The sequence below is a fragment of the Rickettsiales bacterium genome (genome assembly GCA_029252805.1).
Classification (GTDB): domain Bacteria; phylum Pseudomonadota; class Alphaproteobacteria; order Rickettsiales; family JALZUV01; genus JALZUV01.
Genome location: JAQXAR010000060.1, coordinates 1 through 26,965 on the forward strand (window position 1 = coordinate 1; position 26,965 = coordinate 26,965).

A 26,965-nucleotide genomic window follows, 5' to 3' on the forward strand; every position below is an offset into this window, starting at 1 on the left:
AGCATTTTAATCTGTTCTTGAAAGAATGTGAGTGGAGGTTTAATATGGGCACACCAAGTGACTTACTGGCAGACCTGAAAAAGTTGCTCAAAGAATATTATTAGGTGTCAGCCCCAAAAGTTATAGATCGAACTCGTCCGATTGCATTTATCGAAACACTACAACCTCAACCCCTAACCCTTCCGAACCTCCCACTAGAATTTGTCCAGTCTCGTGACAGCATTAATCGCTAGTTTTTTCTTTTGGGGTCAAAAATTTCAACACCCACTTCTCTCAGTAATAATGAAACGCTTAACCGTGTTTTGAGTAGCCCTCTATCGACATCCTAATTTTGAGCTGTTATAGATGCTCTATGCATTGGCGTTTTTTATTCATTTTAGTCCCCTTCTTTTTGCTGACAGGCTGTAGTGACTCTGTTGAGCAGGAAGAAGCTGAACTGGCCGAAGTTGAAAAACTCGACCCGGTTCAAGATTTATACAATGACGCCCTCGACTCGCTAAATGAGTCTGATTGGAAATCAGCGCGCAAACAATTTGAAGAAGTGGAGCGCCAGCACCCTTATTCTGTCTGGGCGAAGAAGGCACAAATGCTCGGCGCTTATGCCCATTATAAGAATCAAGATTACGAAGAAGGTATCGCCATTTTGCAGCGTTATGTTCAGCTCTACCCCGGTGATGAGCAAGCCGCTTACGCCTATTACCTGATCGCGCTTTCTTATTACGAACAAATTTCTGATGTGGGCCGCGATCAATCCATGACGAAAGATGCGTTACTCGCCTTAAATGAAGTGATGCGCCGTTTCCCTAAATCCGATTATGCGCGTGATGCAACCTTGAAAAAGGACCTGACGGTTGATCATCTCGCCGGTAAGGAAATGGAAATTGGCCGCTATTATATTTCGCGCAAAGAGTATCTCTCGGCGCTCAAACGTTTCAAAAAAATCGTGGATGATTACCAAGGCACCACCCATGTGCCTGAAGCATTGCATCGTATGGTCGAACTTTACATCAAACTCGGCGTCATCGAAGAAGCGAAGAATTATGCCGCCGTGCTTGGCCATAATTACCCGACCAGCGAGTGGTATGAAGATAGCTATCGCCTGATGGCATTGGGTGGCGACGGCAAAGCATCAAAAGGCGATGGCTTTTTGGGCCTCTTCTAAAAACTGATGCTGCAGCAACTTTCCATTGCTAACTTCATTCTCGTTGAGCGCTGCCAGATGGATTTTTCCGATGGTTTATGCGTCCTCACCGGTGAAACAGGTGCAGGTAAATCTATTTTACTTGGTGCACTAGGCTTATTGTTGGGCGAACGTGCAGCAGGGCAGCCCCTATTCGATACGTCACAAGCCGCCACGCTCACCGCTGAATTTAACTTAAGCGACTCTATCAGAACATTCTGCGAAGAAAACGGGCTTATGATAGAAGATGACAATCTACTATTACGCCGCCAATTACTGCCTGATGGCAAGAGCCGCGCCTTTATTAATGACCAACCGGTTAGCGTCGCCTTACTTAAAATGCTCGGCGAGCAGTTGATGGAAGTTCATGGCCAGCAAGGCCAACGCGCTCTCACTGATAAATCCATCCAGCGCGAAATGCTGGATCGTTTTGGTCGCCATGAAACGCTCCTCGCATCCGTTGGAAAGGCTTACACAGATTGGCAAAAAATTGTCGCCACGCGTGCTGCCAAACAAGCGGCCATTGAACAAGCCGCGGCGCAGGAAGATTACTTCCGCCATATTCACGGCGAGCTTTCCAAACTCTCACCGCAACAAGGCGAAGAAGAAGATCTCGCCGTCAAACGCCGTCAAATGATGCAGGCGGAAAAACTCGGTGGCTTACTGCAACAAGCACAGAGTGAACTCGCGGGTGCTAATCCGGTGGAAGAAGCCTTGGCGCGCGCCGCTCGCTTACTCACCCGCTCGGATAGTGAGGGTGAAAACCTTGTGCTGGATAACCTGCTTGAGTCGCTCGATTCTGCGCAGCAATCGACCGCAGAAGCGCTACAATATCTCGACTCGCTAATTATGGATGCAGGCTATGACCCTAAAGAGTTGGATACGATCGAAACCCGCCTCTTTGATCTACGCGGCGCCGCACGCAAACATAAGCGCACCGTCGATGAACTCGCCAATTATTTAATCGAAATTGATGAAGCCCTTAAAAGCCTCGATTCAGATGAATCCGCACTGACTGGTTTGCTCGCAGAAGAAAAACAAGCACGCAGTGTTTATGAAATAGAGGCTAAAAAACTCACTACCCTCCGCGCAAAATCCAGCGAGAAACTAGCTGAAAAAGTCATGGTCGAGCTCGCACCCCTCAAAATGGGATCCACCCAATTCCAAGTTACGCTCACGCCGCTAGAGCCGGAGCACTGGGCAATTCACGGTATGGATAGTCTGGAATTCACCGCCTCTACCAACCCTGGAACACCGTTTGGGTCGCTGGCAAAGATCGCTTCTGGGGGTGAATTATCACGCTTCATGCTCGCGCTGAAAGTGGTGCTGGCCGAGAATGATACCGATAAAACCCTCATCTTTGATGAAATTGATGCGGGTACTAGCGGCGCTGTAGCCGAGGCCATCGGCGAGCGACTTAGTCAATTAGGGAAAACCGGTCAGGTCATGTGTATTACCCATCTACCACAAGTTGCCAGCCAAGGTAGCACGCATTTTAAAGTGGAAAAACAAAGTGATGGCACTCAAACACGCACCTCTGTGATCGCACTCGACGATGCGACTCGTCGCGATGAACTGGCTGGCATGCTATCAGGCAAAACCATCACCGATGAAGCACGTAAACAAGCTGATATAATGTTAAGGGCAGTTTAGCTTCTCTGTGCCCAAGATTGTGCATTGTTAACGACCACTATATCATACTCAAGGCTTGGGCTATGTAGTTCTGTCATAAAAGCATTGCCATTGAAGGTAATGGCATTCTTTATAATCTCTTTTGCGCTTGAGTGGATTGAGTATGAATTACCTTTTCTGTCAGAAGTTGTGTTTAAGTCGCCTTCATTTTCGTTTTGAAGGATGTAAGTTGCAACGGACAAGAGGCCTGTTTTTGCGAGCGCCGTCATGTTTTCTGAATTGAGAATCTCTTTTTCTACATTAGGTTCTGTGTCTTTGTAGGGTTCATTAGCCAGAAGGTTAAGAGCTGTTAATAAGTTATATTCTCCTCTATCCTCAAAGCCTTTTAAAATTTTCATGACACATTCCATGACCAAAGCATTGGCTTGGGTTCCATCATTTAATGTGAAACTTCCTACATCGCTCATTATACTCTCCTTCTCAAAACATAGAATACATTGAAAAGATTAAGATTTTATTACATAAGTCACTTCTTATGAGCACATTGTTTGAAACGAAGAAACCCGTCGATGGTTTAAGCGAGGTTGAAGCTACGCGTGAGCTCATCTGGCTAGCGCTTGAAATCGCCGCACATGACAAACGTTATCATGGCCAAGATGCCCCGGTAATTTCGGATGGCGAATATGACAAGCTACGTCAGCGCAACGATGCGATCGAAGCTCGTTTCCCGCACTTAATTCGTAAAGATAGCCCGTCCAATCGTGTCGGCGCTCCGAGTATTAAAGGCTTCTCAAAAGTGCCACATAAAGTGCCGATGTTATCGCTGAGTAATGCATTTTCTGACGACGATATGGTCGATTTCAGCGATCGCGTAAAACGCTTCCTGAATTTAGAAGAGGGAGTTGCGCTACTAGCTGAGCCAAAGATTGATGGCCTCTCCTTCTCCGCACGTTATGAGAATGGCAAGTTTGTACGCGGTGCCACGCGCGGCGATGGGCAAACCGGTGAGGATATCACCGCCAACTTACGCACCCTTGAGAGTTTACCGAAAGAGATCCCCAACGCCCCTGTATTGTTAGAAGTACGCGGCGAAGTTTATATGAGCAAGTCAGACTTCGCGGCACTGAACGTAGCACAAGAATCCGCCGGAAGGGATGCATTCGCCAATCCACGCAACGCAGCGGCAGGCAGTTTACGTCAACTAGATTCGACCATTACAGCCAGCCGCAAGCTCTCCTATTTCGCCTATGGCTGGGGCGAGATTGAGGGCGACCATCCCACCACGCAAGAAGGTATGTTGAACTGGTTCGCAGAGATGGGATTTATGACGAACCCCCTCATGCAACGATGCGAGAATGTGGAAACCTATTACAGCCTACTGACCGAAAAACGCGCCGAACTCGATTACGATATTGATGGCATCGTTTATAAGGTAAACTCGTTAGAGTTACAGCAACGGCTAGGTTTTGTCGCGCGCGCGCCACGCTGGGCGATTGCGCGAAAATTTCCAGCGGAACAGGCACAAACGTTGCTAGAGAAAATCGAAATTCAAGTCGGGCGCACAGGAGCGCTGACTCCAGTAGCACATCTTACTCCCATTACGGTGGGCGGCGTCGTCGTCAGCCGCGCAACGCTACATAACCAAGATGAAATCTTGCGCAAAGACATCCGCGAGGGCGACACGATCATCATCCAACGCGCCGGCGATGTGATTCCGCAAGTGGTTGAAGCCATCATCGCTAAACGCCCCGCCGATAGCACGCCTTACGCCTACCCGACGACTTGCCCGGTGTGCGATAGTCACGCAGTGCGCGAGGAAGGTGAAGCCGTACTGCGTTGTACGGGCGGCCTCACTTGTGAGGCGCAGGCAAAGGAACGACTCAAACATTTTGTCAGCCGTAATGCACTCGATATTGATGGGTTAGGCGATAAACAAATTGAACTGTTTTACGGTGAAGGGATGGTGCATTCGCCGTTCGATATTTTCACTTTGGGGCCACATCGGGATAGTCTAATGTCACGTGAGGGTTTTGGAGAATTATCCGTAAACAACCTCTTTTCTGCCATTGAAACAGCACGCGAGACTTCACTGGAACGATTCATTTTTGGCCTCGGAATTCGCCATATTGGACAACGCAATGCACAGCTGCTTGCCCGGCACTTCATCACAGCACAAACGTGGTTTACAGCAATGCAGCGCGAAGGCATTGCTGCAGATTTAATTAATATCGAAGGCTTTGGCGAGGTGATGGCACAGTCTGTGGTGGAATTCTTCGCGGAGGAATCTCAATGCGATATCGTCGATCAGCTGATTGAAGTAATGAATATTCAAGATGCAAAGATTATCACCAGCGATTCACCACTGGCTGGCAAAACCGTCGTCTTTACCGGCACCCTCCTGAAAATGGGACGTAATGAGGCCAAAGCCAAGGCGGAAAGCTTGGGACTAAAGGTTTCTTCTAGCTTATCCGCCAAAACTGACTATCTAGTAGCGGGAGAAAAAGCAGGCTCAAAGCTGAAGAAAGCAACTGAGCTTGGCGTAGACATAATGGATGAAAACACATGGCTGAAACATATCTCATAAATGGCGACTATCAGGGCGATTCAACGGAAGATAACCCGTTCGCTAGTCATGAATATTATACCACACTCACGGTAGTGTGCGAAAAAGAAGCCGTGCCGATGATTGAATTGGTCTTTGAAGAAGAAGCCCTTTCAATGTCACATTTTGAGAAGGAAAAAGGCGCGCATTGGCAGATGGAAATTCTACTACCAGGCAAACGCGCGACGGTCGAACTTTCGCATATTTCAGGCATTCACAGTCACACGCTAGAAAACCTAGAAATGCAAGATTGGGTCACGGAAAATCAAAAAGACTTTCCCCCGCTAGAAATTGGAAGATTCTATATTCACGGCTCGCACCTTGCACCCAAAGCGGGCGCGATTTCGCTAGAGATTGATGCAGGCCGCGCCTTCGGTACCGGCGAGCATGCCACCACAGCAGGCTGTATTCTAGCAATGCAGGCACTTGAAGATAAAGCCTTCAAAAAGATTGTCGATGTCGGCTGCGGCACAGGCATTCTCACCCTCGCCGCAAAGCACCTATGGGCAGATGCCTTCGTGATTGGCGGCGATATGGACGAGCCATCGGTTGATACTTCCATTGAAAATGCTGCGAAAAATGGCATGACTGGCTTACCCTTCGTAACCGCAGGTGGCATGCAGCATGATAAGATTCAAGCCGCGGCACCTTACGATCTGATTATCGCCAATATCCTCGCCGGGCCACTCGTCACCCTCGCCCCTGAGATGGTCGCGGGCCTCACAGATAATGGCATGATGATCCTCTCCGGCCTATTAATTCGCCAAGAAGAAGAGGTACTGGCCGCTTACGAAGCACAAGGCCTCACCTGCACCCACCGCCTCCACCGCGATGAATGGAGCGCTCTGACGCTGCAGAGGTAAGTATCATCCGCAGTGAAGCGCCACCTGTGCTCTAGAGGCGCTTGTCATTCGCTTCCCTGTGCGATATTCTCCCTTCAAGTAATCATTTATTGAAGGATAAACCATGACGCGTATTGCTCTTTTATGTCTCGTACTTTTCTCGCTTTCAGCTTGTTCCGGTTCATGGTCTACCGCGTCTGTCAGCAATGAATCAGGTACAGCGACCGCCCCAGCTAAAAAGAAATCGGCAGCCTTTGTCAGAATCATGACAGAAGATATCACGGATCGTCAATATGAGTCACTGGGCGATATTGAAGTGAATGTCAATAAAACGACAATTTTCCATGCAGACCCAACCAAGGCGATGGTAAATATAGAACTGAAAGAGAAAGCAGCAGAGCTTGGCGCGGATGCAGTAGTTCTCGTGCGTTATGGCACGGTGGGTATAGGCCTCATGAGCTGGGGTTCACTTGATGGCAAAGGCCGCGCGGTTCGTTACTTAGATGAATAATCGATATCTCTGCCTCCTAACGGCATTATTTTTAGCGGCCTGTGCCTCTCCTGCATTGGAGCTCCCTCCCGTAAGTGATGGCCTAGTCGAAAAAGGGCCTATCGAAGGCATTCCAGATGATTGCGAACAAATTTCCACGATTCAAACGCAAATCCGCAAACGCATCGTCGCAATTGAAACAGAGATTGCAAGCTCACGTCAGAAGAATCAAGCACTCGGGTATTTCTCTGGTTGGGTGCCTCCTCTAGCGGCCATGGCAGATTATCATGAAGACGAAAAGATCCAGCATCGCGAACTACAAATGGAAATGGACGCCTTGCGTGTGAGCCATAGGCGTAATGAGTGTCACATTGTGCCGGCTAAACTAAGCCCTAAAAGTTCTCTTTAAACCAACGCAGTATTTGGCCGAAGCTTTTGCCGTTAAAAGTTCCGTGCGAGTGGGCGTGCATCCAGCTATGACTTCCGCGCATTAGGGTGGCATAATTAAGCATCCCAATCGGAGTAGCAAAGGCCGGGCCGCTGGTGGCATCGGCGAGACCTTCAAAACCGTGCGGTGACGCTAAGCGAACTTGCTTATCAAACATCTTATGTGCAAGCTCAGCAACTCCCAGTAACTGACTACCCCCACCGGTTAGAACCATACGATTACCTGCGGCTGGGCCTAAATTTGCGGCATCAAGTGCATCACGGGTCAATTCGAAAACTTCCTCCACACGTGGGCGAATAATATGGTTTAGATGGCTACGTTTTTCCATCGTCGCTTCTTCTTCATTGACCGCACCAATCGGGTAAACTTCAACCATAACCGCGTCATCTGCGGGTGAAACAACCGCGCCGCCATGCACCGTTTTAAGGCGTTCCGATTGCTGGATACTGGTGCTTAAGCCTTGTGCTACATCCTGCGTAATGTGATGGCTGCCGACTCCGACCGAGCCTGTGTAGACCAAACGTCCGGCAGAAAAGACCGAATAACCAGTCGTGAAGGCGCCCATATCGAGCAAGGTGACGCCGAGTTCTTTTTCGTCTTCTTCTAGGCACGCAAGGGCGGAAGCGTAAGCGCTGGCGACAAAGCCTTCCACTTCTAAATGGCAGCGGCCAAGGCAGTGGGTGAGGTTTCGTAATAGATTATCCGGCACCGTCACGAGCAATAAGCTGGCCGTTAGTTTCTCGCCGACCATGCCGCGCGGATTGCGTATGGCTTTTTGCCCATCCAGATCAAAACGGAATGGCATAATATGCAGGATGGTTTCGCCTTCTGGCACAATATTGGCGGCTTCACCAAGGAGGTCTTGTAGATCGCGTTCAGAGATAGGTTCTCTACCTAAATCCAAATCAATCGCAAAATGGCGCGAGCGGATTTGCGGTAAGGTGAGACCTACAAATACTTTTTCAACCTGAACGCCGGCCATTTCTTCTGCTGTGTGGACTGCAGTGACGATCGAGGTTTCCACCTCCGCTGCATCCGTAATGATACCGCCGCGCAACCCCTTAGAAAGCATGTGACCCACGCCCTCAATCTCGATTTTACCTTCAGGCGACATATCCGCAATAAAGCAAACGCTTTTATTACTGCCAATATCCAACACGGCGACCTGACCGCCGCGCACTAACCGATTCGACATGTTCATAATTGCTGGGCAGCCTGTTGGACGAGTTTAATTTTAGGGCGAATAAACATGCGCTCCGGCACGCGCAGGTCGATACTGCTAATGTCCGTGCCTTTAAGCGGTTTGGCACTATGGAGCGTTTCAAGTTGCGCTAAAGCGGCATCGGTATTTTCTTCTGGAAGTTTAATTTCAATACCGCTTGTAAGCCAGAGGTTCCAGCGACGGTTTCCCACAAAAACAGCTGAATCAAATTGCTCTTTTAAGCCGGGCGTCTTGTCGAGCAGCACCATGAGCTTATTCAAATTCATCGGTGCTTTGGAGCCAACAAGCAATGGCAAATGGTTATGTTTAATCGGATCGCCACTACCCATTAACACGCCTTCATCATCGATGAGATGCAGAGATTCGCCTTCTTGCCAAAGCGCGATAGGATAGCGTTCTTGGACATGAATATGCAAGTCATTTGGCAGCTGGCGCACGATTTGGACGCGGCGAATTTGCGGTAATGATTCGAGCCGTTCTTGCAATTTCGGCAATGAGATATCAAGAATCGGCTGCCCGTAAGCCAGTTGGCTATGGTGCAAGATCGCTTGTTTGCTCAAACGATCATGACCAGAAAGGTAAACGTTAGTGAGTTCAAATCCCGCATCGCCTGTTTGCTCGTAAAAAGCCGTGGTGATTTCATTTTTCCACATTGCGGCAGTGCCACTCATAAAGATCCAACCGAGGACGATAAGAACCATACATCCAGCGCTGCCATAGGCGACGAACTTCGCGCTGCGGCTTAATTCCTTGCGGCGCTTGCGACTGGCACGTTGACGAGAGGCTTGTTTATACTGCCCCGCCCGCGTGGATGGTTTCTTTTTCCCCATGATCGGCATCTTGTTTTTTATTATTATTCTCTACAGCTTCAACATTATCCAGCGTTGCACTTTGCACCAAATGCTCCACTAGATCGGTAAAGCTAATCCCACCATGGGCGGCAATTTCTGGCGAAAGCGACAAAGGAGTCATACCCGGCTGTGTATTTATTTCTAACAGATAAAATCTGCTTTGCCCAGCTTCATACGTCTTATTATCGGTATCATTATATCGAAAATCACTACGGGTGAGACCGCGACACCCCAACGCCTTATGCGCCTGCTGCGCGAGATCACACACTTCAGCGTAAGCTTCAGGCTCAATAGGAGCTGGCATCAAATGTTCTGCCTTGCCATCCGTGTATTTTGCTTCGTAATCATAAAAGCTCGCATTCGGGCATATCTCAATCGCGCCGAGAGCTTCGCCATCCAGCACAGCAACCTGAATCTCACGACCGGGAATATAAGGTTCAATTAGCACTTCATCGCCAAAAGGCCAATTCTCTGCCGTGTAATGCTTATTATCCCCGGGAAAGCAAATTTCAACACCGACGCTAGAGCCTTCATTGATTGGCTTTACAACGAAAGGTCGCGGCATCGGTTCGCCGGCGATGATTTTCTCTTTAGTGTAAGTGCCGCCGGTTGGACATTGCAAACCGTGACCTTCAAAGATTTCTTTCGCCGTCGGTTTATGCATAGCAGCAGCAGAAGCTAACACGCCTGAATGCGTATAAGGAATACGCAGCATTTCGAGCAACCCTTGCACACAACCATCTTCACCCCAACGGCCATGTAAGGCGTTGAACACCGCATCCGGTTTTAACTTTAAGAGATCTGCCGCGAGATTCTCCGTCGCATCGACAAGGCTCACTTGATAGCCGGTTTCGGCCAATGCTTTTGCCACTGCCTCTCCTGAACTTAGCGAGACATCACGCTCCGCTGACCAGCCGCCATAGAGCACGGCAATATGTTTAAAATCACTCATGGAATCATTGTTAACCTGCCGCGTAACAAGAGGCTATGAAAAATTTACATCAAACCTGCTTGACCGCTGCCTTTGCTTAGCATAGTTTCCCGAAAATTACGGAGTCACAATGACGAAACGTCAAATGCCAGCGACATGCACTGCCGCACTTCTACTCGGCGACGGCTCCCTGTTTTTTGGATATGGTATAGGTGCCCACGGATCAGTGGTTGGTGAAGTTTGTTTCAATACAGGCATGACCGGCTACCAAGAAGTGCTAACCGACCTTTCCTATGCAGGGCAGATCGTCACCTTTACCATGCCACATATCGGTAATACCGGTACCACGCCGGAAGATAATGAATCTACTGAACCTGCGTGTCGGGGTCTAATTTTACGTGAAAAACCGAGCGAGCCTTCTAACTTCCGGAACGAAGAGCCATTTACCTTGTGGCTGAAACGTCATGAAATGATAGGGATCGCCGGAATTGATACGCGTGCATTGACTCGCCATATTCGCCATAAAGGCGCACAAAATGTGCTGATTTGGTATGGCGAAGCAGGTGCAGAATTCCCGCTGGAAGAGATGCAAGCCAAGCTCGCGGATCATCCGTCTCTCGTCGGAATGGATTTGGCTAGCGAAGTCAGCCTCGATAGCGCAATGCCATGGAAGCAAGCAAGTTGGAAGCTTGGCGAAGGCTACCACGATGCAGCAAATGAGAATGGCCTGCATGTAGTGGCAATTGATTACGGGCAAAAGCTCAATATCGCGCGCTCATTGGTGGAAGCGGGATGCCGGGTGACGGTTGTTCCATCTAGCCATAAAGCCGCAGATATTATGGCACTTAAGCCCGATGGTATTTTCCTTTCGAACGGCCCGGCGGACCCGTCGGCGACCGGTGAAATGGCGATTCCTGTATTGCAGGGGTTGATCGAAGAAGGCCTGCCGATCTTCGGTATTTGCCTCGGCCATCAGTTACTCGCTCTTGCGCTGGGTGCAGAGACAGAGAAAATGCATCAAGGTCATCGCGGGGCGAACCACCCGGTCAAGAATTTGGGAAATGGCCTGATCGAAATTACCAGCCAGAATCACGGTTTTGTGGTGAAGCCGGGCAGCTTGCCCAAAGATGTGAAAGTGACACATCGCTCGCTATTTGATGGCACGATTGAAGGCCTCGCCCATAAAACCAAACCTGTCTTTAGTGTGCAGTACCACCCAGAATCTTCTCCGGGCCCCCATGACTCACGCTACCTATTCGATGAATTTACAAAATTGATGAGAAAACATGCCTAAACGCGACGATATAAAATCCATCCTTGTTATTGGAGCGGGACCGATTGTAATCGGTCAGGCTTGTGAATTTGATTATTCCGGGACTCAGGCAATCAAGACATTGCGCGAAGAAGGCTATCGCGTAATTTTGGTGAATTCCAACCCAGCGACGATCATGACCGATCCTGAAATGGCCGATGCGACCTATATCGAGCCGATCAGCGCCGAAATGGTGGAAAAAGTGATCGCAGCAGAAAGACCTGATGCTCTATTGCCGACCATGGGTGGCCAAACTGCGCTTAACTGTGCCAAAGAATTGGCTGAGAGCGGCGTATTGGAAAAATATGGCGTTGAACTTATCGGTGCAAAACTCGACGCAATTGATAAGGCAGAAAACCGCCAGCGCTTCAACCAAGCGATGGAAGTAATTGACCTTGAAACCCCGCGTCACGCGGTCGTACATTCCGTGGAAGAAGCGCAACAGCATTTAGAACATATTGGCTTGCCAGCGGTTATTCGTCCAAGCTTCACTATGGGCGGCACGGGCGGCGGTATCGCCTATAATAAAGAAGAATATGATGCGATTGTGGCCAGCGGTCTCGACGCTTCGCCTACTACAGAAGTGCTGATTGATGAATCGGTTCTCGGTTGGAAGGAATATGAAATGGAAGTGGTTCGCGACAGCGCGGATAACTGCATCATCATTTGCTCAATCGAGAATATTGATCCAATGGGCGTGCATACGGGGGATTCTATCACTGTTGCACCTGCACTGACGCTCACGGATAAAGAATATCAAATTATGCGTAATGCCAGCTTGGCAGTCTTGCGCGAAATTGGCGTTGAAACCGGCGGTTCAAATGTTCAATTCGCGATCAATCCAGAAGATGGCCGCATGGTCGTAATTGAGATGAACCCACGCGTATCGCGCTCGTCTGCACTCGCTTCTAAAGCAACCGGTTTCCCGATTGCGAAAGTTGCGGCGAAATTAGCAGTGGGCTATCACCTCGATGAAATTACCAACGATATTACACAAGCGACTCCCGCAGCATTTGAGCCAACGATTGATTATGTCGTCACAAAGATTCCCCGCTTTGCATTTGAGAAATTCGCTGGCGCATCCCCTATTCTAAACACAGCGATGCATTCAGTGGGCGAAGCCATGGCCATTGGCCGTAACTTCCCAGAATCTCTGCAAAAAGCCTATCGCTCGCTCGAGACTGGCCTACATGGCATGGATGAAGTGAAGCTCGATGCGGATATTGACGCCGAACCACTTGATGCGTTCCGCGAAGCGATTGCCAAGCCAACGCCAGAACGTTTATTGCAAGTAGGACAAGCACTTCGCCTCGGCATGAGTGTCGAAGAAGCGCATAGTATTACCAAGATTGACCCGTGGTTCTTACGTCAAATGCTGCGTATTACCGACGCAGAGAAACAAGTCAAACAAGATGGTTTCCCACTTAATGCAACGAAGCTAATCGAGCTGAAGAAACTCGGTTTCTCTGACGAACAACTTGCAGGTCTTGCGGGCAAAATTACACCCGAAGTAACGGCCTTGCGTCACAAACTCGGAGTGCATCCGGTTTATAAACGTATCGACACATGTGCGGCGGAATTTGAAGCACTTACCCCTTATATGTATTCCACTTATGAAGGCGACGGTGTGACACCCGCTGAAAATGAAGCGGATGTTTCAGACAAAAATAAGGTTGTGATTCTGGGCGGTGGCCCGAACCGTATCGGCCAGGGTATTGAGTTCGATTATTGCTGCGTCCATGCCGCTTACGCCCTGCGCGAAGTGGGTATCGAAACCATCATGATCAACTGTAATCCTGAAACCGTTTCGACCGATTATGATACGTCTGACCGACTCTATTTTGAGCCACTGACAGAAGAAGATGTGATTGAAGTCATTAAAGGCGAGCAGAAAAAAGGTTATCTGCAAGGCGTGATCGTGCAGTTCGGTGGGCAGACTCCACTCAAACTTGCCGGCGCATTAGAGCGCGAGGGGATTCCAATTATCGGAACGTCGCAAGACTCTATCGACTTGGCAGAAGATCGCGAACGTTTCCAGAAACTCCTCTTCTCGATTGGTTTACGCCAACCGCCAAACCAAATTTGCCATAACCATGAAGAAGCATTGGAGCAAGCGGCAGTACTTGGTTACCCACTCGTGGTTCGCCCTTCTTACGTACTAGGTGGCCGTGCGATGCAAATAATTCATACGCCAGAAGCACTTAAGGAATATGTAATTAGCATCGCTGGCATGTTTGGCGAAGGTCCAATCCTGTTAGATACCTACCTTAATAACGCGATTGAACTTGATGTTGATGCGCTTTGCGATGGCAAGAGCGTTTATATTGCCGGTATTTTGGAGCATATTGAAGAAGCTGGGATCCACTCGGGCGATTCCACCTGCTCATTGCCGCCACATAGTTTGAGTGATGAAATTCTTCAAGAAGTTCGTGAACAAACCTTTGCATTAGCCAAAGCCCTTAATGTGATTGGTTTGATGAATATTCAGTTCGCTATTCAAGATGGTGAAATTTACATTCTCGAAGTGAACCCGCGTGCTAGCCGTACTGTACCCTTCATCGCAAAAGCGACGGGTGTGCCGGTCGCGAAAATTGCGTCACGCTTAATGGTGGGCGAACGCCTTTCTGATTTCGGCCTTGATACATCGGATGATGTGCTTAAGAACCTCAAACATTCAGCGGTGAAAGAAGCCGTATTCCCCTTCGCCCGTTTCCCGGGTGTGGATGTGATTTTGGGCCCTGAAATGCGCTCAACCGGCGAGACAATGGGCTTGGACATGACATTTGCCGAGGCTCGTGCGAAAGCGCATTTGGCCGCAAACCTTCCCTTACCACTTGAAGGGACCGTATTTGTTTCGGTCAGAGAATCGGACAAGCAGGCGATTGCTCCCGCTGTTGAAAAACTGATGGTTCTGGGTTTTGATGTCGTGGCGACTGACGGTACGGCGAAGTTCTTACAAGAATATGGCCTGACGCAAGTGCAACAAGTGAATAAAGTGCTGCAAGGGCGTCCGCATATTGTCGATCGCATGATCAATGATGAGATCAACTTAGTGCTTAATACGACGGAAGGTGCGCAATCGATCAAAGATAGTTTCAGCATCCGCCGCACCGCACTGATGCGCAAGATTCCTTACAGTACGACGGTTTCAGGTTCCTTTGCATTGGTTGAGGCGATCGAAGCTGCCCAACAAAAAGGTGGCTTAAAAGTGAAGCCACTACAAGCATATTTCTAAATTTAAGAAAAATTTAATTATTCTTTGCAATAACTGTTTCTTTAGGAATATAGAAAAGGTCGAATCCGTTTATGGCAAAGCCGATTAATAAAGAGTATGCACGCATTATTTTTGAAGCCGCAAAAACTGGATTGATTGGTATTCATACGAATGACGGGAAACCTATATTCATTATTCCTCGGAAGATATTGAATAAGCATTACTTCAACGCAGAGCATGAGCAAGAACCCTTGCAGCGCAAGAAATATAATCAAGTATCCTTTTCGGAACATGGTTTTCTAAACATTGCTAAAGCAAGTAGTTGGTCTCTAAACGAGCTGCCGGGTAAGATAGCGAAGCGCGATATGTTTACCTTAGATGCAACAGAGATTTTCAAAGCCATCGGTCAAGAAGGCGTGATTGACCAGATCGTCGCTCAAGGTGCGAGGCGTTTTAAAGATTAATTAGCCGCTTATCTCCTTTATTGCTGCAATCTTTGATTTCCGCTACACTCATTTTATGACCGAAATAGAAGTGATTGATATTGCCAAGGATGCCTTATGGGTTTTGCTGACTGCAGGGGCGCCCGTCATGATGATCGCGATGGGAGTCGGCTTGATTATCGCTTTATTCCAGGCCTTGACGCAAATTCAGGAAATGACGCTCACGTTTGTCCCAAAGATCATCGCCGTGTTCCTTGGCTTGATGATATTTCTACCTTTCATGCTGACGACGCTGGATGCGTTTACGGATCGTATGTTTATTCGGATGACGGAAATCGGAACCTATGACCGCCAGTTAAAGCAGTAACGCCCGTGACGATAGAATCTTTTATCGTTGCTGAGCTCTTCGCCTTTCTGCTCATCTTTGTGCGTATTGGTTCGGGTATCATGCTATTACCAGGGGTCGGAGAAACCTATGTTTCCCCCCGGATTCGTTTGCCCTTTGCGCTGCTGATTGCGCTTGTACTCACTCCGGTCTTGCAAGAGGGGTTGCCGCGAATTCCGGATTCACCCCTCGCGCTGACTGCAATGATTGCCGGAGAAATGGTGATCGGTATATTCTTCGGATTCTTAGCGCGTTATCTCATCGCGATCATGCATACGGTCGGTGTGATTATTTCGTATCAATCCTCGCTCGCCGCGGCGACCATGTTTGATGTCTCACAGGCTACACAGGGTTCCGTTATTGGTAATTTCTTGAGTATGATAGCGGTCGTTTTGATCTTTACGACCAATCTGCATCACTTGATGTTGCAAGGGCTGGTCGATAGCTACACACTCTTTGTGCCAGGGGAGATGCTTCCTTTAGGCGATATAGCAGACACGATTACGCGGCTTGTTTCCGATGTCTTTAATATCGCTGTGAAATTGGCATCGCCCCTTATTGCGATGGGTTTGATATTCTATCTTGCGGCAGGCATATTGGCACGCCTCATGCCGAATATGCAGGTATTCTTTGTGATTATTCCACTCCAGATTCAAATCAGTTTTTGGGTGCTGATGACAACCTTAAGCGGAATGCTTTTATGGTATTTAGACTTTGCCGAAGCACGTTTAACGGCTTTCTTAGGCGGCTAAAAAGAATGTTTACAGAGCTTCACAAGCCTGTTTAAGCCACTCTTTGGCCACGCCATCTAGCTTACCGCTTAATTCGTCCCATACCCATTGGTGATAGTCATTCCACCACTTGATCTCCGTTTCGGTCAACATTGCGTGAACGACAAGACGTTTATCAAGCGGGGCGCAGGTGAGATTGACAAAGGTGAGAAATCCCTCCGCTTCTGAAGCAACCACTTCGACGAGATTCTCAATACGAATACCATATTCACCTGTTTTATAATAACCTGGCTCATTCGACATAACCATGCCCGCTTGTAGCGCAACTCCATTGGAGCGTTTGCTGATACCTTGCGGGCCTTCATGCACGCCCATATAGCAGCCAACACCGTGGCTTGTGCCATGATCATAATCGAGGCCAACTTTCCACAGCGGGTCCCGTGCGAGAGAATCGAGTTGATTACCATTGGTGCCTTTAGGGAAAATCGCGCTGCAGATAGCAATATGCCCTTGCAAGACGCGAGTATAATTTTCGCACATTTCTTGGGCGGGTGTGCCGATCGCGACGGTACGTGTCACATCTGTTGTGCCACCCAAATATTGCCCCCCTGAATCCACAAGATAAAGGTTATCTTTTTGGAAAGTGAGGCAGCTATCCTCTTCTGCACAGTAATGTACAATCGCGCCGTTAGGGCCAAAGCCTGAGATGGTCGGGAAGCTCGGCTCACGAAAATCAGGCGATTCTTTACGGAATGCTTCTAGCTGATCACTTGCGGTCATTTCCGTTGGGAGTGTGTCTTGAGTATCAAGCCAGTGCAAAAACTTAGTCAGCGCCAGTCCATCTTTCAGATGAGTTTCACGGATATTTTTGAGTTCCGTTTCATTTTTAATGGCTTTGGGCGTGGTGCAAGGATCTTGCTGCTGGATAAAGCGAGCTCCGGCAGCTTTGAGCGCACGGTAGAGTCGAACCGGAGTCACGGAAGGCTGTATCCACACCACTCCCATATTCCAGCGTTTAAGATGTTTGCGCAGCACGTCTGCCGGATAGATTTTTACATTATCGGGCAGCGGTGGAAGGCGCTTTTCATCGGCATAGAGCGCCACCTTTCCTGCATCAGAGACAATCGCACGGCAGAGCAATAGAGGGGTATTCTCAATGTCATTACCACGAATATTAAGAAGCCAATTAACCGACTCCGGTTGTGTTAAAAGTACTGCCTCAGCACCATTCTCTATGAGCTTTTCTGCAATGATAATAACTTTCTCTGCAGTCGATTGGCCCGCATATTCTAGCGGGTACTCAAAGGCAGGTGCTTGAGTGGGTGCCGGGCGATCATGCCATAATTCATCGACAGGATTTGATTTGGTTGTGACCCAAAGTAGGTTACGGGCTTGTTCTTTCCATTGGCGTATTTGTGCGATCGACACGAGCCATGGGTCAAATGCGATACTATCGCCCGCCGCATTTTTCTTCAGCCATTCAATGGGGCTGATCTCAGAACTATTGTAAATTTCGTAAAGCGATTCATCAATTTCTTGTTTGGCTTGCAGCGTGTAGCGGCCATCGGTAAAAAAGGCAGAGCGCTCAGGTTGTTTATGATCGAGCACAATCACCGTACCGGCAGAACCGGTGAAACCGGTCAACCATTCGAGGCGCTTTTCATGTTCCGGCGTATATTCACTGAAGAATTCGTCACCATTGGACAAAATAAATCCATCCGCTCCCTCTCGACGTAGATTTTTTCGGATGGCTTCCAACCGTTCCTGATGTATAGTCATGCTCATGACTCGCTTATTCTGTGTATTCATTTTCATATTATTTAGTTTACCTGCTTTTGCGCAAACTGAAAACCCTATCGTGCTTATCTATGATAATAGCGGTCAGAAGACCGATAAGGCATTCATCGATATGGCTCGCAAAGGGGCCGAACGTGCGCGTAATGAACTTGGCATTACTTATATCGAACATACGTTAAAAGAAGGTGAAGAGCGCGCGAAAGTATTTGAGCGTTATGCCCGTAGTGGCAAAAAGCTGGTCATTGGCCTTGGGTTCCAAAATGTTTCTGCCGTAACAGGCTTAGCGGATAAATACCCAAACACGCATTTCTCGGTGATCGATGGCATGATCCCTCCCGTTTTCAAAAACGTCCAATCAGTCGTATTTCGCGATAATGAAGGCGGTTTTCTGGTTGGCATGATTGCCGCTTTACACAGCAAAACCGGCATGATTGGCTTTATCGGCGGCATGGATGCACCGGTAATTCGCAACTTTGCTTACGGTTACAAACAGGGCGCGGAATATGTGCGTTCAGACATTAAAATTCAGCGGCATATGATCGGCAAGACCGAGGAAGCATTCAGCAATCCCGAAATGGCCGCGAAATTAGCGCAAGAACAAATTAATAATGGCGCGGATATTATTTTCGCAGCCGCTGGCGGAAGCTCGCTGGGCGCGCAGCAAACTGCCGCGCACTATCCGCATGTTTATGCGATTGGCGTGGATATTAACCAAAATGATAATTTCCCCGGCTCGATGCTGACCTCACTGCTCAAGCGCGTCGATAAAGCGGTCTATAATGCCATGAAGCAAAATAACCTCAACACGTGGAAGTCCGGTGTTGAATATTTTGGTATCCGCGAAGGCGCGATGGATTATGCCGTCGATATCCATAACCGCAAGCTCATCACCAAAGACACCGTAGACCAAGTCGAAAAAGCCAAAGACTTCATCATCCGCGGTTTGGTCAATGTCGAAAGCTATAACCAAAAATAGCCCACGCCCCAAAAGGCACTCTGTGACAATTGCGGCGAAGGGGCAAGCCTGCACTCACAATTTCTTGAGCCTATATTTACAGAATAACGCCCTTTTGGCGGAGCCGGAAGGGGGCGATTCTGATTTTTATCTCTTGCACATGATAGCACCTCACAAACGCCGGGAGGCTTCACCTTATTTACAACATTCGAACGAGTATTCCCAGATTGCCTAACCATGGTCTTCTATTCCCCGATCCTCCCGACTTTAAGCGAGCGGCTGCCAGCAGGGAGTTTCCCACTGGTAGCCGGGGTGTTCAAAAAACCACACAAAGTTGGCCGCGACGCCTTCGGTCGAAACCTATGATATAACGCCACCACCCCGACCCTAGGAACGAGGAGACAGTGTAGTTAACGATTGCTGTCACACAACCGCTTTGTGTTGGAGTCTTGAATCCCCGAAGTATCTAAATTAGACACTCTAGGGCCAATAAACACAATCTGAGCGGGTAAGTCAAGCGACAGTTTTTGCATCACTAAGTCAAAATTTAGGCAAAAAAAAAGCCCCGTTGGGAGGACTTTTATTTATTTTTGGTACTAAGCGTGAGGTTGTTACCCTCTATATCGCTATAAGCATCAAATTGAACAACCATTACACCATCGTACTTGATAGTAATGGTTACCAAATGAATATAATCGTTTACGGGACTTACCGTAAAATTATACGTATTGATAACATTCCCTATCCCAATCCTAAGACTTGGGACGCCCCAAGCCGTAGCAGATTCGATCCTAAAATCTAGGAAATTTTCATTTCCTACTTGTAGGTTTGAGCTCGGCAAAGCACTTATGATAGTGCCATCGTATCTGATGGCGCTCCAAACCTGTGGCCAAAAAATAAGTTTTCCAGCAATGGCATGAAATAACGTCATGTCATTTTCCAAAAATTCACTAAGAGGCTTAAATTCGCCGGTTTGAGTCACCGACTCCATAAAGTAGTACTCTGTCTTAGTCGACGTACTATTTGCTTCGTCTACTTGCTCCTCGACATAAGCCGAAAAGACTCCACCATCTAAAGTGAATAAAACTTCGCTTTCGCTATCCGCATAGCCATCTTGAGGGCATTTACGGATTAATGATTGAATCCAGATTTTTCTGTCCACACTCCACATCCACAATGATGCTGAAGCTTCAGAGCCTGAATAAATTGAATCAAGTTCAAAAAAGCTTCCAATAACATTCTCGGATGTTTCGTCTTCCCAGATTATTGTCATTTCAGCAAATTTGCTAAAATCAATTGGGGTCGAAATAGAAATATTATTTTCGAAATTAGGAAAGCATTGTTTTTCTATTTCATTTTTTTTGCATGAAGCAAAAGCCACGAAAACTAAACATAGTACAAAATTACTGATTTTGAAATTTTTCATATCGCTATGGGTTTTTTTCTAAAGAAAAAGGCTGTACCTCTTTGAATCTATTTTTTTAAATGTTTAAACATCTCCCAACGAGGAAAAAATAGAATGTAAAGAGGCACGGCCTTGTAGTTCTTTAGAGGTTAAGAATCAAAATTGAGCTCCCATTAAACAAAATAATATTTCAGTTTGATGACAAGTGGAAACACTCCGTGTACTCTGCCTTCCATGCACGCTTATATCCTTCGCCGTTTACTGCTGATTATTCCGACTTTATTTGGGATTATGGTGCTTAATTTTGCGATTATTCAGGCGGCGCCGGGCGGGCCGGTAGAGCAAGCGATCGCCAAAATTAAAGGCACGGCAACCGGTGCAGCTAGCCGTATTGGCGGCGGTGGCGCGGGCGGAGATTTAGGCATGGCGGGCCAGCAAGCGGCGATGGGGAAATTGCAAACCCGAGCCGCCGATTCAGCCTATCGCGGCGCGCAAGGGTTAGACCCTGATTTCATCAAGGAACTCGAGAAACAATATGGCTTCGACAAGCCCGCTTTGACACGCTTCTGGCAGATGCTCGGCGATTATGTAACGCTCGATTTTGGCGATAGTTCCTACCGCGATGTGCCGGTGCTGGATTTGATTTTAGAGAAAATGCCCGTCTCAATTTCGCTTGGACTATGGACGACGCTGCTGGTTTATCTCATTTCCATTCCGCTCGGTATCGCCAAGGCAGTGCGCGATGGCAGCGCCTTTGATATCTGGACCTCCAGCCTGATTGTGGTCGGCTATGCGATTCCGTCTTTCCTGTTCGCGATTTTACTGATCATCCTGTTTTCGGGCGGGCAATATTGGCAAATATTCCCCTTACGCGGGCTGGTCTCCGAAGGGTGGGACGCTATGAGTTGGCCGGCTAAGATCGCGGATTATTTCTGGCACATCGCCCTGCCCGTCACCGCGATGGTGATCTCGGGTTTTGCGAGCCTGACGATGCTAACCAAAAATTCGTTTATGGATGAAATTGGCAAACAATATGTGCTGACCGCACGCGCCAAAGGCTTAAGCGAGAGGCAAGTACTCACGGGCCATGTTTTTCGTAATGCGATGCTAATTGTGATTGCTGGTTTTCCCGGCGCGATCCTCAGCATCCTGTTTACCGGATCGCTGCTGATTGAAGTGATCTTCTCACTCGATGGATTGGGGTTACTCGGTTTTGAAGCCGCCATTAGCCGTGATTACCCGGTCGTGTTTGGAACGCTATTCGTGTTCACCCTACTCAGCCTCATCTTCAAACTGATCGGCGATATGGCCTATGTCATGGTCGACCCACGCATTGACTTTGAGAGTCGAGGCTAAGGCGCTAAAAGCGTTATACTGCTTTAGGTCCGAGGGTTGCGAGGGCTATTTCGGGTTTTTCAAAAATATGAGCAGCGGCTTTTATAACATCTGCTTTTGTCACGGCATCAATATACGCGGTTAGGTCTTTTCCGGTACGGTATTCGTCATAATCTTGTAGATGGCGGCCAATCCATTCGGCGACGGCGGTGACGCTCTCACGGCGCATAAGCAACCCTGCTTTTTGCTGATTCTTCGCGCGAGTAAGTTCTTCATCGCTCACACCATCGAGTAGCTTGGCAGTTTCTTGCTTTAGCACATTAATGAGCTCGTCTTTTTTCTCGGCACCCGTGGCGGCGTAAATACCAAACATTCCCCCATCTTGATAGCCAGTGAGGAAGGAGGCAACGCTATAGGCGAGGCCGCGTTTCTCGCGCACTTCTTGGAAGAGGCGAGAGGACATACCCCCACCGAAAAGCGTCGAAAGTAGTTGCGTCGCATAGTAAGATTCATCGTGAGGGGTGATGCCTTTGAAAGCCATCATCACCTGCATTTGCTCTAGCTCATCGCGCACGACATTATTTTCGCCGGTTTGGAATTTAGGCTTTTGCAGGGGCTGCGCTTGCGCTTGTGTAATATCGCTAAAATGCTCCTGCATTAGGCTGACGAGAGCATCATGTTGCAAATTGCCCGCGGCAGAAATCACGCAGGTCGGTGCATGGTAATGGCTAGCAATAAATTCGCGTAGATCATCGGCGGTGAAACGGCGTACGGTTTCGGCAGTCCCGAGAATCGATTTGCCGAGCGCGTGCTTGCCATAAGCCACCTCATGCAGATTATCGAAGACTAAATCTTCCGGCGAATCGTGATGCATGCCGATTTCTTGCACGATCACTTCTTGCTCGCGCTTGAGCTCTTCATCCGTGAAGGTTGAGTTGCGCAAAATATCAGCTAACACATCGACCGCTACCGGCAAATGCTCTTTCAGCACCCGCGCATAATAGACCGTCTTTTCCATGCTGGTATAAGCATTGACCGAACCCCCAATATCATCAAACGCTTCTGCAATTTGGCGGGCATTGCGACGCTGTGTGCCCTTAAAGGCCATATGTTCCAATAGGTGCGCTAGGCCGTGCTGCGAATCTGTTTCTTGGCGAGCACCGGCATTAAAGGAGAAACAAATCGTCGCGCTTTCCACGCTGGGTAAATGCTCGCTCGCGATACGCAAGCCATTCTCTAATTTGGTGCATTGATAGCTCATAGTTACTCCGCCGGATCACAAATAAATTGATAAATTAATGGCGCATCTTCGGCGCAGGCTTGTCGGATGGTCAGACTCATAAGAGGCGGAGTTCTAAAGCATCCGTTAGGTGATGCAAGCGGGATTTCTAATCGAGAACCGTGCGGGCAAGTGTTAGGCAATAAACACGGCCAGACCCTGCTTTTTTGAGCTGCTTTGCGCAGGCATTGATGGTTGCGCCGGTGGTCATCACATCATCGATCAGAATAATGGTGCGGCCCTTGATTGCTTCGCGCTTTTTGGGATTCACTGCAAAGGCACCGCTTAAATTTTTAAGACGCTCTTTACGGGGCAAACTAGCTTGGGGTGGATTGTTCTTAATACGCGTCAGAATGTTATATCCTACGTGCATTTCTTGCAGCGAGGCCAAGCGTTTTGCCAATAAAGCCGATTGATTATATTTGCGTTTCAGCAAGCGCCAACGGTGGATGGGAACCGGCACTAAAAGCGCCTCATCTAAGTCAATCCACTCGGGCGACGCCTGTGCCATCCAACGCGCGAACGTATCCAACATGAGCGGCTTATCGTAATATTTCAAATCGTGAATGAGGCGTTTGCTAGCATCATCGAAATGCAGCACGGAACGATGCCCATGATATTCTGGCGTTGTTTCCATACAGGCGGCACATTGCGCGCCCTGCCCCATATCAAATTCATGCGGATAACCACAATGGCTACAAAAGGGCGCAGAAATAAAATTGAGCTTTTGCCAACAATCGCTGCAGACGCCGCCATTTTCGCCCACCATTTCACGACACAACCCGCACTGTGGCGGGAATAAAAGGTTCAAAGATTGTCTTAGAACTTGCATCAAAACTTGCTGTATCATGAATATCCAAGTAATAAAAATGGTAAGATTCGATATAAATTGCAGGATACTAAAATGAGTGATTCTTTGTTCGGTAAACAAGGTCAAGCCAAAGCCCCTCAAACGCAGGCGACGGACACGAACCCCAATGAACCTACCATGGATTTTTGGAGCGATGAAGCACATCGTCCAGATGCACCCGTACTTGCAGCAACACCGGCAGCACCCGAAGCACCGGTAACTCCTGTCGTTTCGACCGCCCCTGAAGCACCGAAAATTCCTGTCGCAACACCAAGTTCCGAAGGGAATTTACCCGCGAGTGACCAGCTAATCAAACCTTTCGAAGCAACCGCTATTGAGGCCATTCCAGCAGCAGAGGCCGCTCCCGTGCCCGAACCTGCTCCCACTACCGAAACAGTTTTGGCTGAGACACCACCTACAGAAGCAGATGCACCCGAAGAGGAAACGGTTCGCGAAATTGGTAATACTCGGTTCCGTCGGCTAGAGGAACCGGTTGACTTGGATAGCTATCGTGACTGGCATCGGGACATACCTCAAACTCTAGAGACAGAGGTGGCGGCGGTCACAGAACGGTCCGAACCTGCCGTGCTAGAGGCGGTTCCTACGATGGCAGAACCCGTTATCGAACCTACTATAACGCCCCCCCTTCAGCCCATTACCTCCGAGCCATCCATCGAGCCTATCGCCACAAAAGAAGGACCTGTTACAGAGGTTAGCTCTCACCCTATTATACAAGGTTCGGCACCTATTATAGAGGCTCCAGCAACGCCACAAGAGCCCGCCGCAAACTCAGATAACTTGTGGAATGAACAACCTGTTGCCGTCGAAACACCTGCACCTGTTGTAGAAGCGTTAACATCCGAACCCTCGCCTGCTGTAGAGACGTCAGCACCTGAACCTACTCCTGCTGTAGAAATTGCCATCGCACCAGAACCTGTTATGGAAGCTCCAGCAACGCAACCGGCTCCTATTGCTGAAACACCCATCGTTGAAGCACCGGTCATCGCAGATCCTACGCTGCATAGCAACATTCAAGGTATTTTCGACGACGAAGATGATGACGATCTCCTTGCCGAGCTTGATATTGACCCTATCGCAGAGGAACCCACGATTACAGCAGACGTGCTTGATACACTGGATCAAGAGGTTTCATCGGCCACGGGCGAAGCAGCAGGTTTCACCCTTCCTTCCCTAAGCCCGGGCGAATTAGCGGGTATCAAAACCCCTCCCCCTGCTGGCGCCGATGATAGCCTGCAAACACTCCTTACTGAACATCAACAATGGTTGGATAGTAATGGGGCGCAAGGCCGGCGCGCGGTCTTTAGAGAAGAAAATAATCTCGCAGGGATGGATTTAAGCCACCAACGCTTGAGCGGTGCTTCATTCCGCGGGCTTAATCTCGCACGGTGCAAATTCACCCAAGCACAATTATCCGAAGCGGATTTCGGCGATTGCCAGTTAGAGGGCTCCGACTTCACGGCGGCAACGATAAACAGTGCTAACTTCACCCAAGCTAACGTAAATTATTCCGCTTTCAGCGCCGCGCAAGCACAGAACGCTGATTTCAGCGCCGCGCAAGCAGAAGATTGTAATTTCACTCAGGCCAACTTGCAGGAAACGATATTCCGTGATGCGAATTTGAAAGATACAAACCTTCAGCACTCCACCGCAAATTTGGCGAACTTTCGTGGCGCGCAGATGGAGAGTACCGACCTTAACCACAGCAACCTGACGCAAGCCATTTTCCGCGAAGCAAATCTGACTAAAGCTAATTTTGACGGGGCACAAATCATACAAGCGAGTTTCAAAGATGCAGTACTCAGCCATGTCGATCTCAACAGTACAGACTTCTCGCAGGCGCAAGATGTCTCTGCGGAAATTCAAGCGCAATTCATGCAAGTGGAGCGCACCAATCTGAATAGCGAGATTCAGAAGCTCGACCGTATTCGTGATGAATTGGAACAACGCGAACGCGCTTTGATAGCCGAACGCGAGCAATTACAAAGACAGCTGCAGCACGAAAAGAATCAAGAAAGCACCGCCACCCAAAATATGCCAGATGTGGGTGCTGTTTCAGAGACATTGCAAAAAGGCAGTCGTCTCTTCCTTTTCTTTGGTATTGGCTGGTTTTTGCTGAGTTTCTTACTTGCGATCATCTTGCAGAATGTTATCTCACAGCTCGAAGACAATGAGCTAAGCCTTATGGAAATGATGCTGATGGGAGTATTGACGTTGGTGCCGTTACTGTTCTTTGTGGTGAGTATGTCGAAATCATTCTCACTCTCTTATGCGCTGCGCAAACTCACGCCGCATGATCCAAACGAACCGATTTAAATTTAGGAGGGAGAGAGCCTACCAAGGAATACCTAGTGGGCCTTTTTGCCAGCTACCCTCTCTATTAAGCGCGCCAGAGGTAAAGCGACAATAGGTAAACCCTTCGTTCCATCCCTGTTTATACAGGTCATTAGCCCCCATCTCAGGACGCTTCTTGAAGCCATACATCATTTTATAAAAATAGCCACTATCCGCTGATAGACCCGTGTCACAACCATCCTGCCAACCAAGCTGATATTCAGCAGGCCCTTCAGGATCAATCATTTGAAGTGCCATCGGACGGCAGCCCGAAAAAGCTACGGTTGCAGCAAGTAATAATGCGATATGTGTTTTATTCATACTTTAATATACCAAACCTCTTTACCTAAAAGTGTTACAGTTTTATGAAGATCTCATGGCTGGTCCCGTAGCTCAGTTGGATAGAGCACCAGATTCCTAAGCTATAGTTCAGTCGCAAACCCAAGCGCAAACTACGCTGAGCCCCCGATAGTCATAGAAGCGGCTTCGGTCTTTAGTTTTAGGCCGAAAAGAGAGAGTAGATATACCCTTTACCCAAGCCCCATAAAGCGTTTACAAAGAGGCGTGTTTACACAGTGTTTACCACAACAGTTTTTGGGGCTGACACCTAACATTTAAATTGTTAGGAGTTATTGATGTATATAAAGCATTGTAAGTTATCGAGAAATAAGCAGTTAGAGTTGATAAAATATTTCATTGCGGGTTCTAC

24 protein-coding genes are annotated in these 26,965 nt (G+C 48.4%); 15 read left to right on the plus strand and 9 right to left on the minus strand.

From position 1 onward, the window contains the following. From P8P30_10850 to recN, 3 genes are all read left to right on the plus strand, one after another. Positions 1 to 104: IS1595 family transposase (locus P8P30_10850; GenBank protein ID MDG1288038.1), on the plus strand; the 104-nt coding region annotated here is incomplete at its 5' end. 248 nt (positions 105 to 352) lie between these two features. Beyond that, complete coding sequence (locus P8P30_10855; protein ID MDG1288039.1) at positions 353 to 1,162, plus strand: outer membrane protein assembly factor BamD; 810 nt, start codon at positions 353 to 355, stop codon at positions 1,160 to 1,162. 6 nt (positions 1,163 to 1,168) lie between these two features. Further along, a complete protein-coding gene (recN, locus tag P8P30_10860) occupies positions 1,169 to 2,833 on the plus strand; it encodes a DNA repair protein RecN (protein MDG1288040.1) in 1,665 nt (554 codons plus the stop codon). On the opposite strand, the gene P8P30_10865 is transcribed toward recN, so the two are convergent. Next, positions 2,830 to 3,279: a hypothetical protein gene (locus P8P30_10865; GenBank protein MDG1288041.1), complete on the minus strand. Its 450-nt coding sequence runs from the start codon at positions 3,277 to 3,279 to the stop codon at positions 2,830 to 2,832. The two genes, recN and P8P30_10865, sit on opposite strands and share 4 nt — an antisense overlap. A 68-nt stretch (positions 3,280 to 3,347) precedes the next feature. Here P8P30_10865 and ligA point away from each other — a divergent pair, with 68 nt between their 5' ends. The 4 genes from ligA to P8P30_10885 all read left to right on the plus strand — a co-directional run bounded on the left by ligA (position 3,348) and on the right by P8P30_10885 (position 7,155). Continuing rightward, positions 3,348 to 5,396, plus strand: a complete 2,049-nt coding sequence (ligA, locus tag P8P30_10870) for an NAD-dependent DNA ligase LigA (GenBank protein ID MDG1288042.1) — start codon at positions 3,348 to 3,350, stop codon at positions 5,394 to 5,396. Continuing rightward, on the plus strand, positions 5,375 to 6,277 hold the full coding sequence (locus tag P8P30_10875) for a 50S ribosomal protein L11 methyltransferase (protein ID MDG1288043.1): 903 nt from the start codon (positions 5,375 to 5,377) through the stop codon (positions 6,275 to 6,277). Before ligA ends, P8P30_10875 begins: the two co-directional genes overlap by 22 nt. A 103-nt stretch (positions 6,278 to 6,380) precedes the next feature. Next, positions 6,381 to 6,767, plus strand: a complete 387-nt coding sequence (locus tag P8P30_10880; GenBank protein ID MDG1288044.1) for a hypothetical protein — start codon at positions 6,381 to 6,383, stop codon at positions 6,765 to 6,767. After that, entirely contained in the window at positions 6,760 to 7,155 is a 396-nt protein-coding gene (locus P8P30_10885) for a hypothetical protein (GenBank protein MDG1288045.1), read from the plus strand. Before P8P30_10880 ends, P8P30_10885 begins: the two co-directional genes overlap by 8 nt. Here P8P30_10885 and ftsA read toward each other — a convergent pair. From ftsA to P8P30_10900, 3 genes are read right to left on the minus strand one after another with little or no spacing between them, the layout of a single operon-like run. Continuing rightward, positions 7,139 to 8,395, minus strand: a complete 1,257-nt coding sequence (ftsA, locus tag P8P30_10890; protein MDG1288046.1) for a cell division protein FtsA — start codon at positions 8,393 to 8,395, stop codon at positions 7,139 to 7,141. The two genes, P8P30_10885 and ftsA, sit on opposite strands and share 17 nt — an antisense overlap. Then, complete coding sequence (locus P8P30_10895; protein ID MDG1288047.1) at positions 8,392 to 9,246, minus strand: FtsQ-type POTRA domain-containing protein; 855 nt, start codon at positions 9,244 to 9,246, stop codon at positions 8,392 to 8,394. Before P8P30_10895 ends, ftsA begins: the two co-directional genes overlap by 4 nt. Continuing rightward, positions 9,206 to 10,219, minus strand: a complete 1,014-nt coding sequence (locus tag P8P30_10900; GenBank protein MDG1288048.1) for a D-alanine--D-alanine ligase — start codon at positions 10,217 to 10,219, stop codon at positions 9,206 to 9,208. Before P8P30_10900 ends, P8P30_10895 begins: the two co-directional genes overlap by 41 nt. Before the next feature lie 109 nt (positions 10,220 to 10,328). Between P8P30_10900 and carA the strand changes: the two genes are divergently transcribed. The 5 genes from carA to P8P30_10925 all read left to right on the plus strand — a co-directional run bounded on the left by carA (position 10,329) and on the right by P8P30_10925 (position 16,304). Next, positions 10,329 to 11,492 (plus strand): glutamine-hydrolyzing carbamoyl-phosphate synthase small subunit, encoded by a 1,164-nt coding sequence (carA, locus tag P8P30_10905; protein MDG1288049.1) that lies wholly within the window; start codon positions 10,329 to 10,331, stop codon positions 11,490 to 11,492. Next, positions 11,485 to 14,745, plus strand: a complete 3,261-nt coding sequence (gene carB, locus P8P30_10910) for a carbamoyl-phosphate synthase large subunit (protein ID MDG1288050.1) — start codon at positions 11,485 to 11,487, stop codon at positions 14,743 to 14,745. The genes carA and carB overlap by 8 nt, the downstream gene beginning before the upstream one ends. A gap of 71 nt (positions 14,746 to 14,816) precedes the next feature. Continuing rightward, entirely contained in the window at positions 14,817 to 15,188 is a 372-nt protein-coding gene (locus P8P30_10915) for a DUF5118 domain-containing protein (protein ID MDG1288051.1), read from the plus strand. A 55-nt stretch (positions 15,189 to 15,243) separates the two neighbouring features. Then, positions 15,244 to 15,534 (plus strand): flagellar biosynthesis protein FliQ, encoded by a 291-nt coding sequence (gene fliQ / locus P8P30_10920; GenBank protein ID MDG1288052.1) that lies wholly within the window; start codon positions 15,244 to 15,246, stop codon positions 15,532 to 15,534. A 5-nt stretch (positions 15,535 to 15,539) separates the two neighbouring features. Continuing rightward, the gene (locus P8P30_10925; GenBank protein MDG1288053.1) at positions 15,540 to 16,304 is read left to right on the plus strand and encodes a flagellar biosynthetic protein FliR; all 765 of its coding nucleotides are present in this window, start codon (positions 15,540 to 15,542) and stop codon (positions 16,302 to 16,304) included. A 9-nt stretch (positions 16,305 to 16,313) separates the two neighbouring features. Here the strand turns inward: P8P30_10925 and P8P30_10930 are convergent, their stop codons facing one another. Beyond that, the gene (locus P8P30_10930) at positions 16,314 to 18,062 is read right to left on the minus strand and encodes an aminopeptidase P family protein (GenBank protein MDG1288054.1); all 1,749 of its coding nucleotides are present in this window, start codon (positions 18,060 to 18,062) and stop codon (positions 16,314 to 16,316) included. A gap of 4 nt (positions 18,063 to 18,066) precedes the next feature. Here P8P30_10930 and P8P30_10935 point away from each other — a divergent pair, with 4 nt between their 5' ends. After that, positions 18,067 to 19,056 (plus strand): BMP family ABC transporter substrate-binding protein, encoded by a 990-nt coding sequence (locus P8P30_10935; GenBank protein MDG1288055.1) that lies wholly within the window; start codon positions 18,067 to 18,069, stop codon positions 19,054 to 19,056. 559 nt (positions 19,057 to 19,615) lie between these two features. Here the strand turns inward: P8P30_10935 and P8P30_10940 are convergent. Further along, positions 19,616 to 20,461: a hypothetical protein gene (locus P8P30_10940; protein ID MDG1288056.1), complete on the minus strand. Its 846-nt coding sequence runs from the start codon at positions 20,459 to 20,461 to the stop codon at positions 19,616 to 19,618. A 213-nt stretch (positions 20,462 to 20,674) separates the two neighbouring features. Here P8P30_10940 and P8P30_10945 point away from each other — a divergent pair, with 213 nt between their 5' ends. Then, positions 20,675 to 21,796, plus strand: a complete 1,122-nt coding sequence (locus tag P8P30_10945; GenBank protein MDG1288057.1) for a microcin C ABC transporter permease YejB — start codon at positions 20,675 to 20,677, stop codon at positions 21,794 to 21,796. Positions 21,797 to 21,809: 13 nt separating this feature from the next. On the opposite strand, the gene P8P30_10950 is transcribed toward P8P30_10945, so the two are convergent. Both P8P30_10950 and P8P30_10955 read right to left on the minus strand, forming a co-directional pair. Next, positions 21,810 to 23,036, minus strand: coding sequence for a pitrilysin family protein (locus P8P30_10950; protein ID MDG1288058.1), 1,227 nt, complete (start codon positions 23,034 to 23,036; stop codon positions 21,810 to 21,812). Between the two features lie 127 nt (positions 23,037 to 23,163). Next, positions 23,164 to 23,904, minus strand: coding sequence for a ComF family protein (locus P8P30_10955; protein ID MDG1288059.1), 741 nt, complete (start codon positions 23,902 to 23,904; stop codon positions 23,164 to 23,166). A 54-nt stretch (positions 23,905 to 23,958) separates the two neighbouring features. Here P8P30_10955 and P8P30_10960 point away from each other — a divergent pair, with 54 nt between their 5' ends. Next, positions 23,959 to 26,238, plus strand: a complete 2,280-nt coding sequence (locus P8P30_10960; GenBank protein MDG1288060.1) for a pentapeptide repeat-containing protein — start codon at positions 23,959 to 23,961, stop codon at positions 26,236 to 26,238. An 18-nt stretch (positions 26,239 to 26,256) separates the two neighbouring features. On the opposite strand, the gene P8P30_10965 is transcribed toward P8P30_10960, so the two are convergent. After that, the gene (locus P8P30_10965) at positions 26,257 to 26,577 is read right to left on the minus strand and encodes a hypothetical protein (protein ID MDG1288061.1); all 321 of its coding nucleotides are present in this window, start codon (positions 26,575 to 26,577) and stop codon (positions 26,257 to 26,259) included. Positions 26,578 to 26,965: the final 388 nt, after the last annotated feature.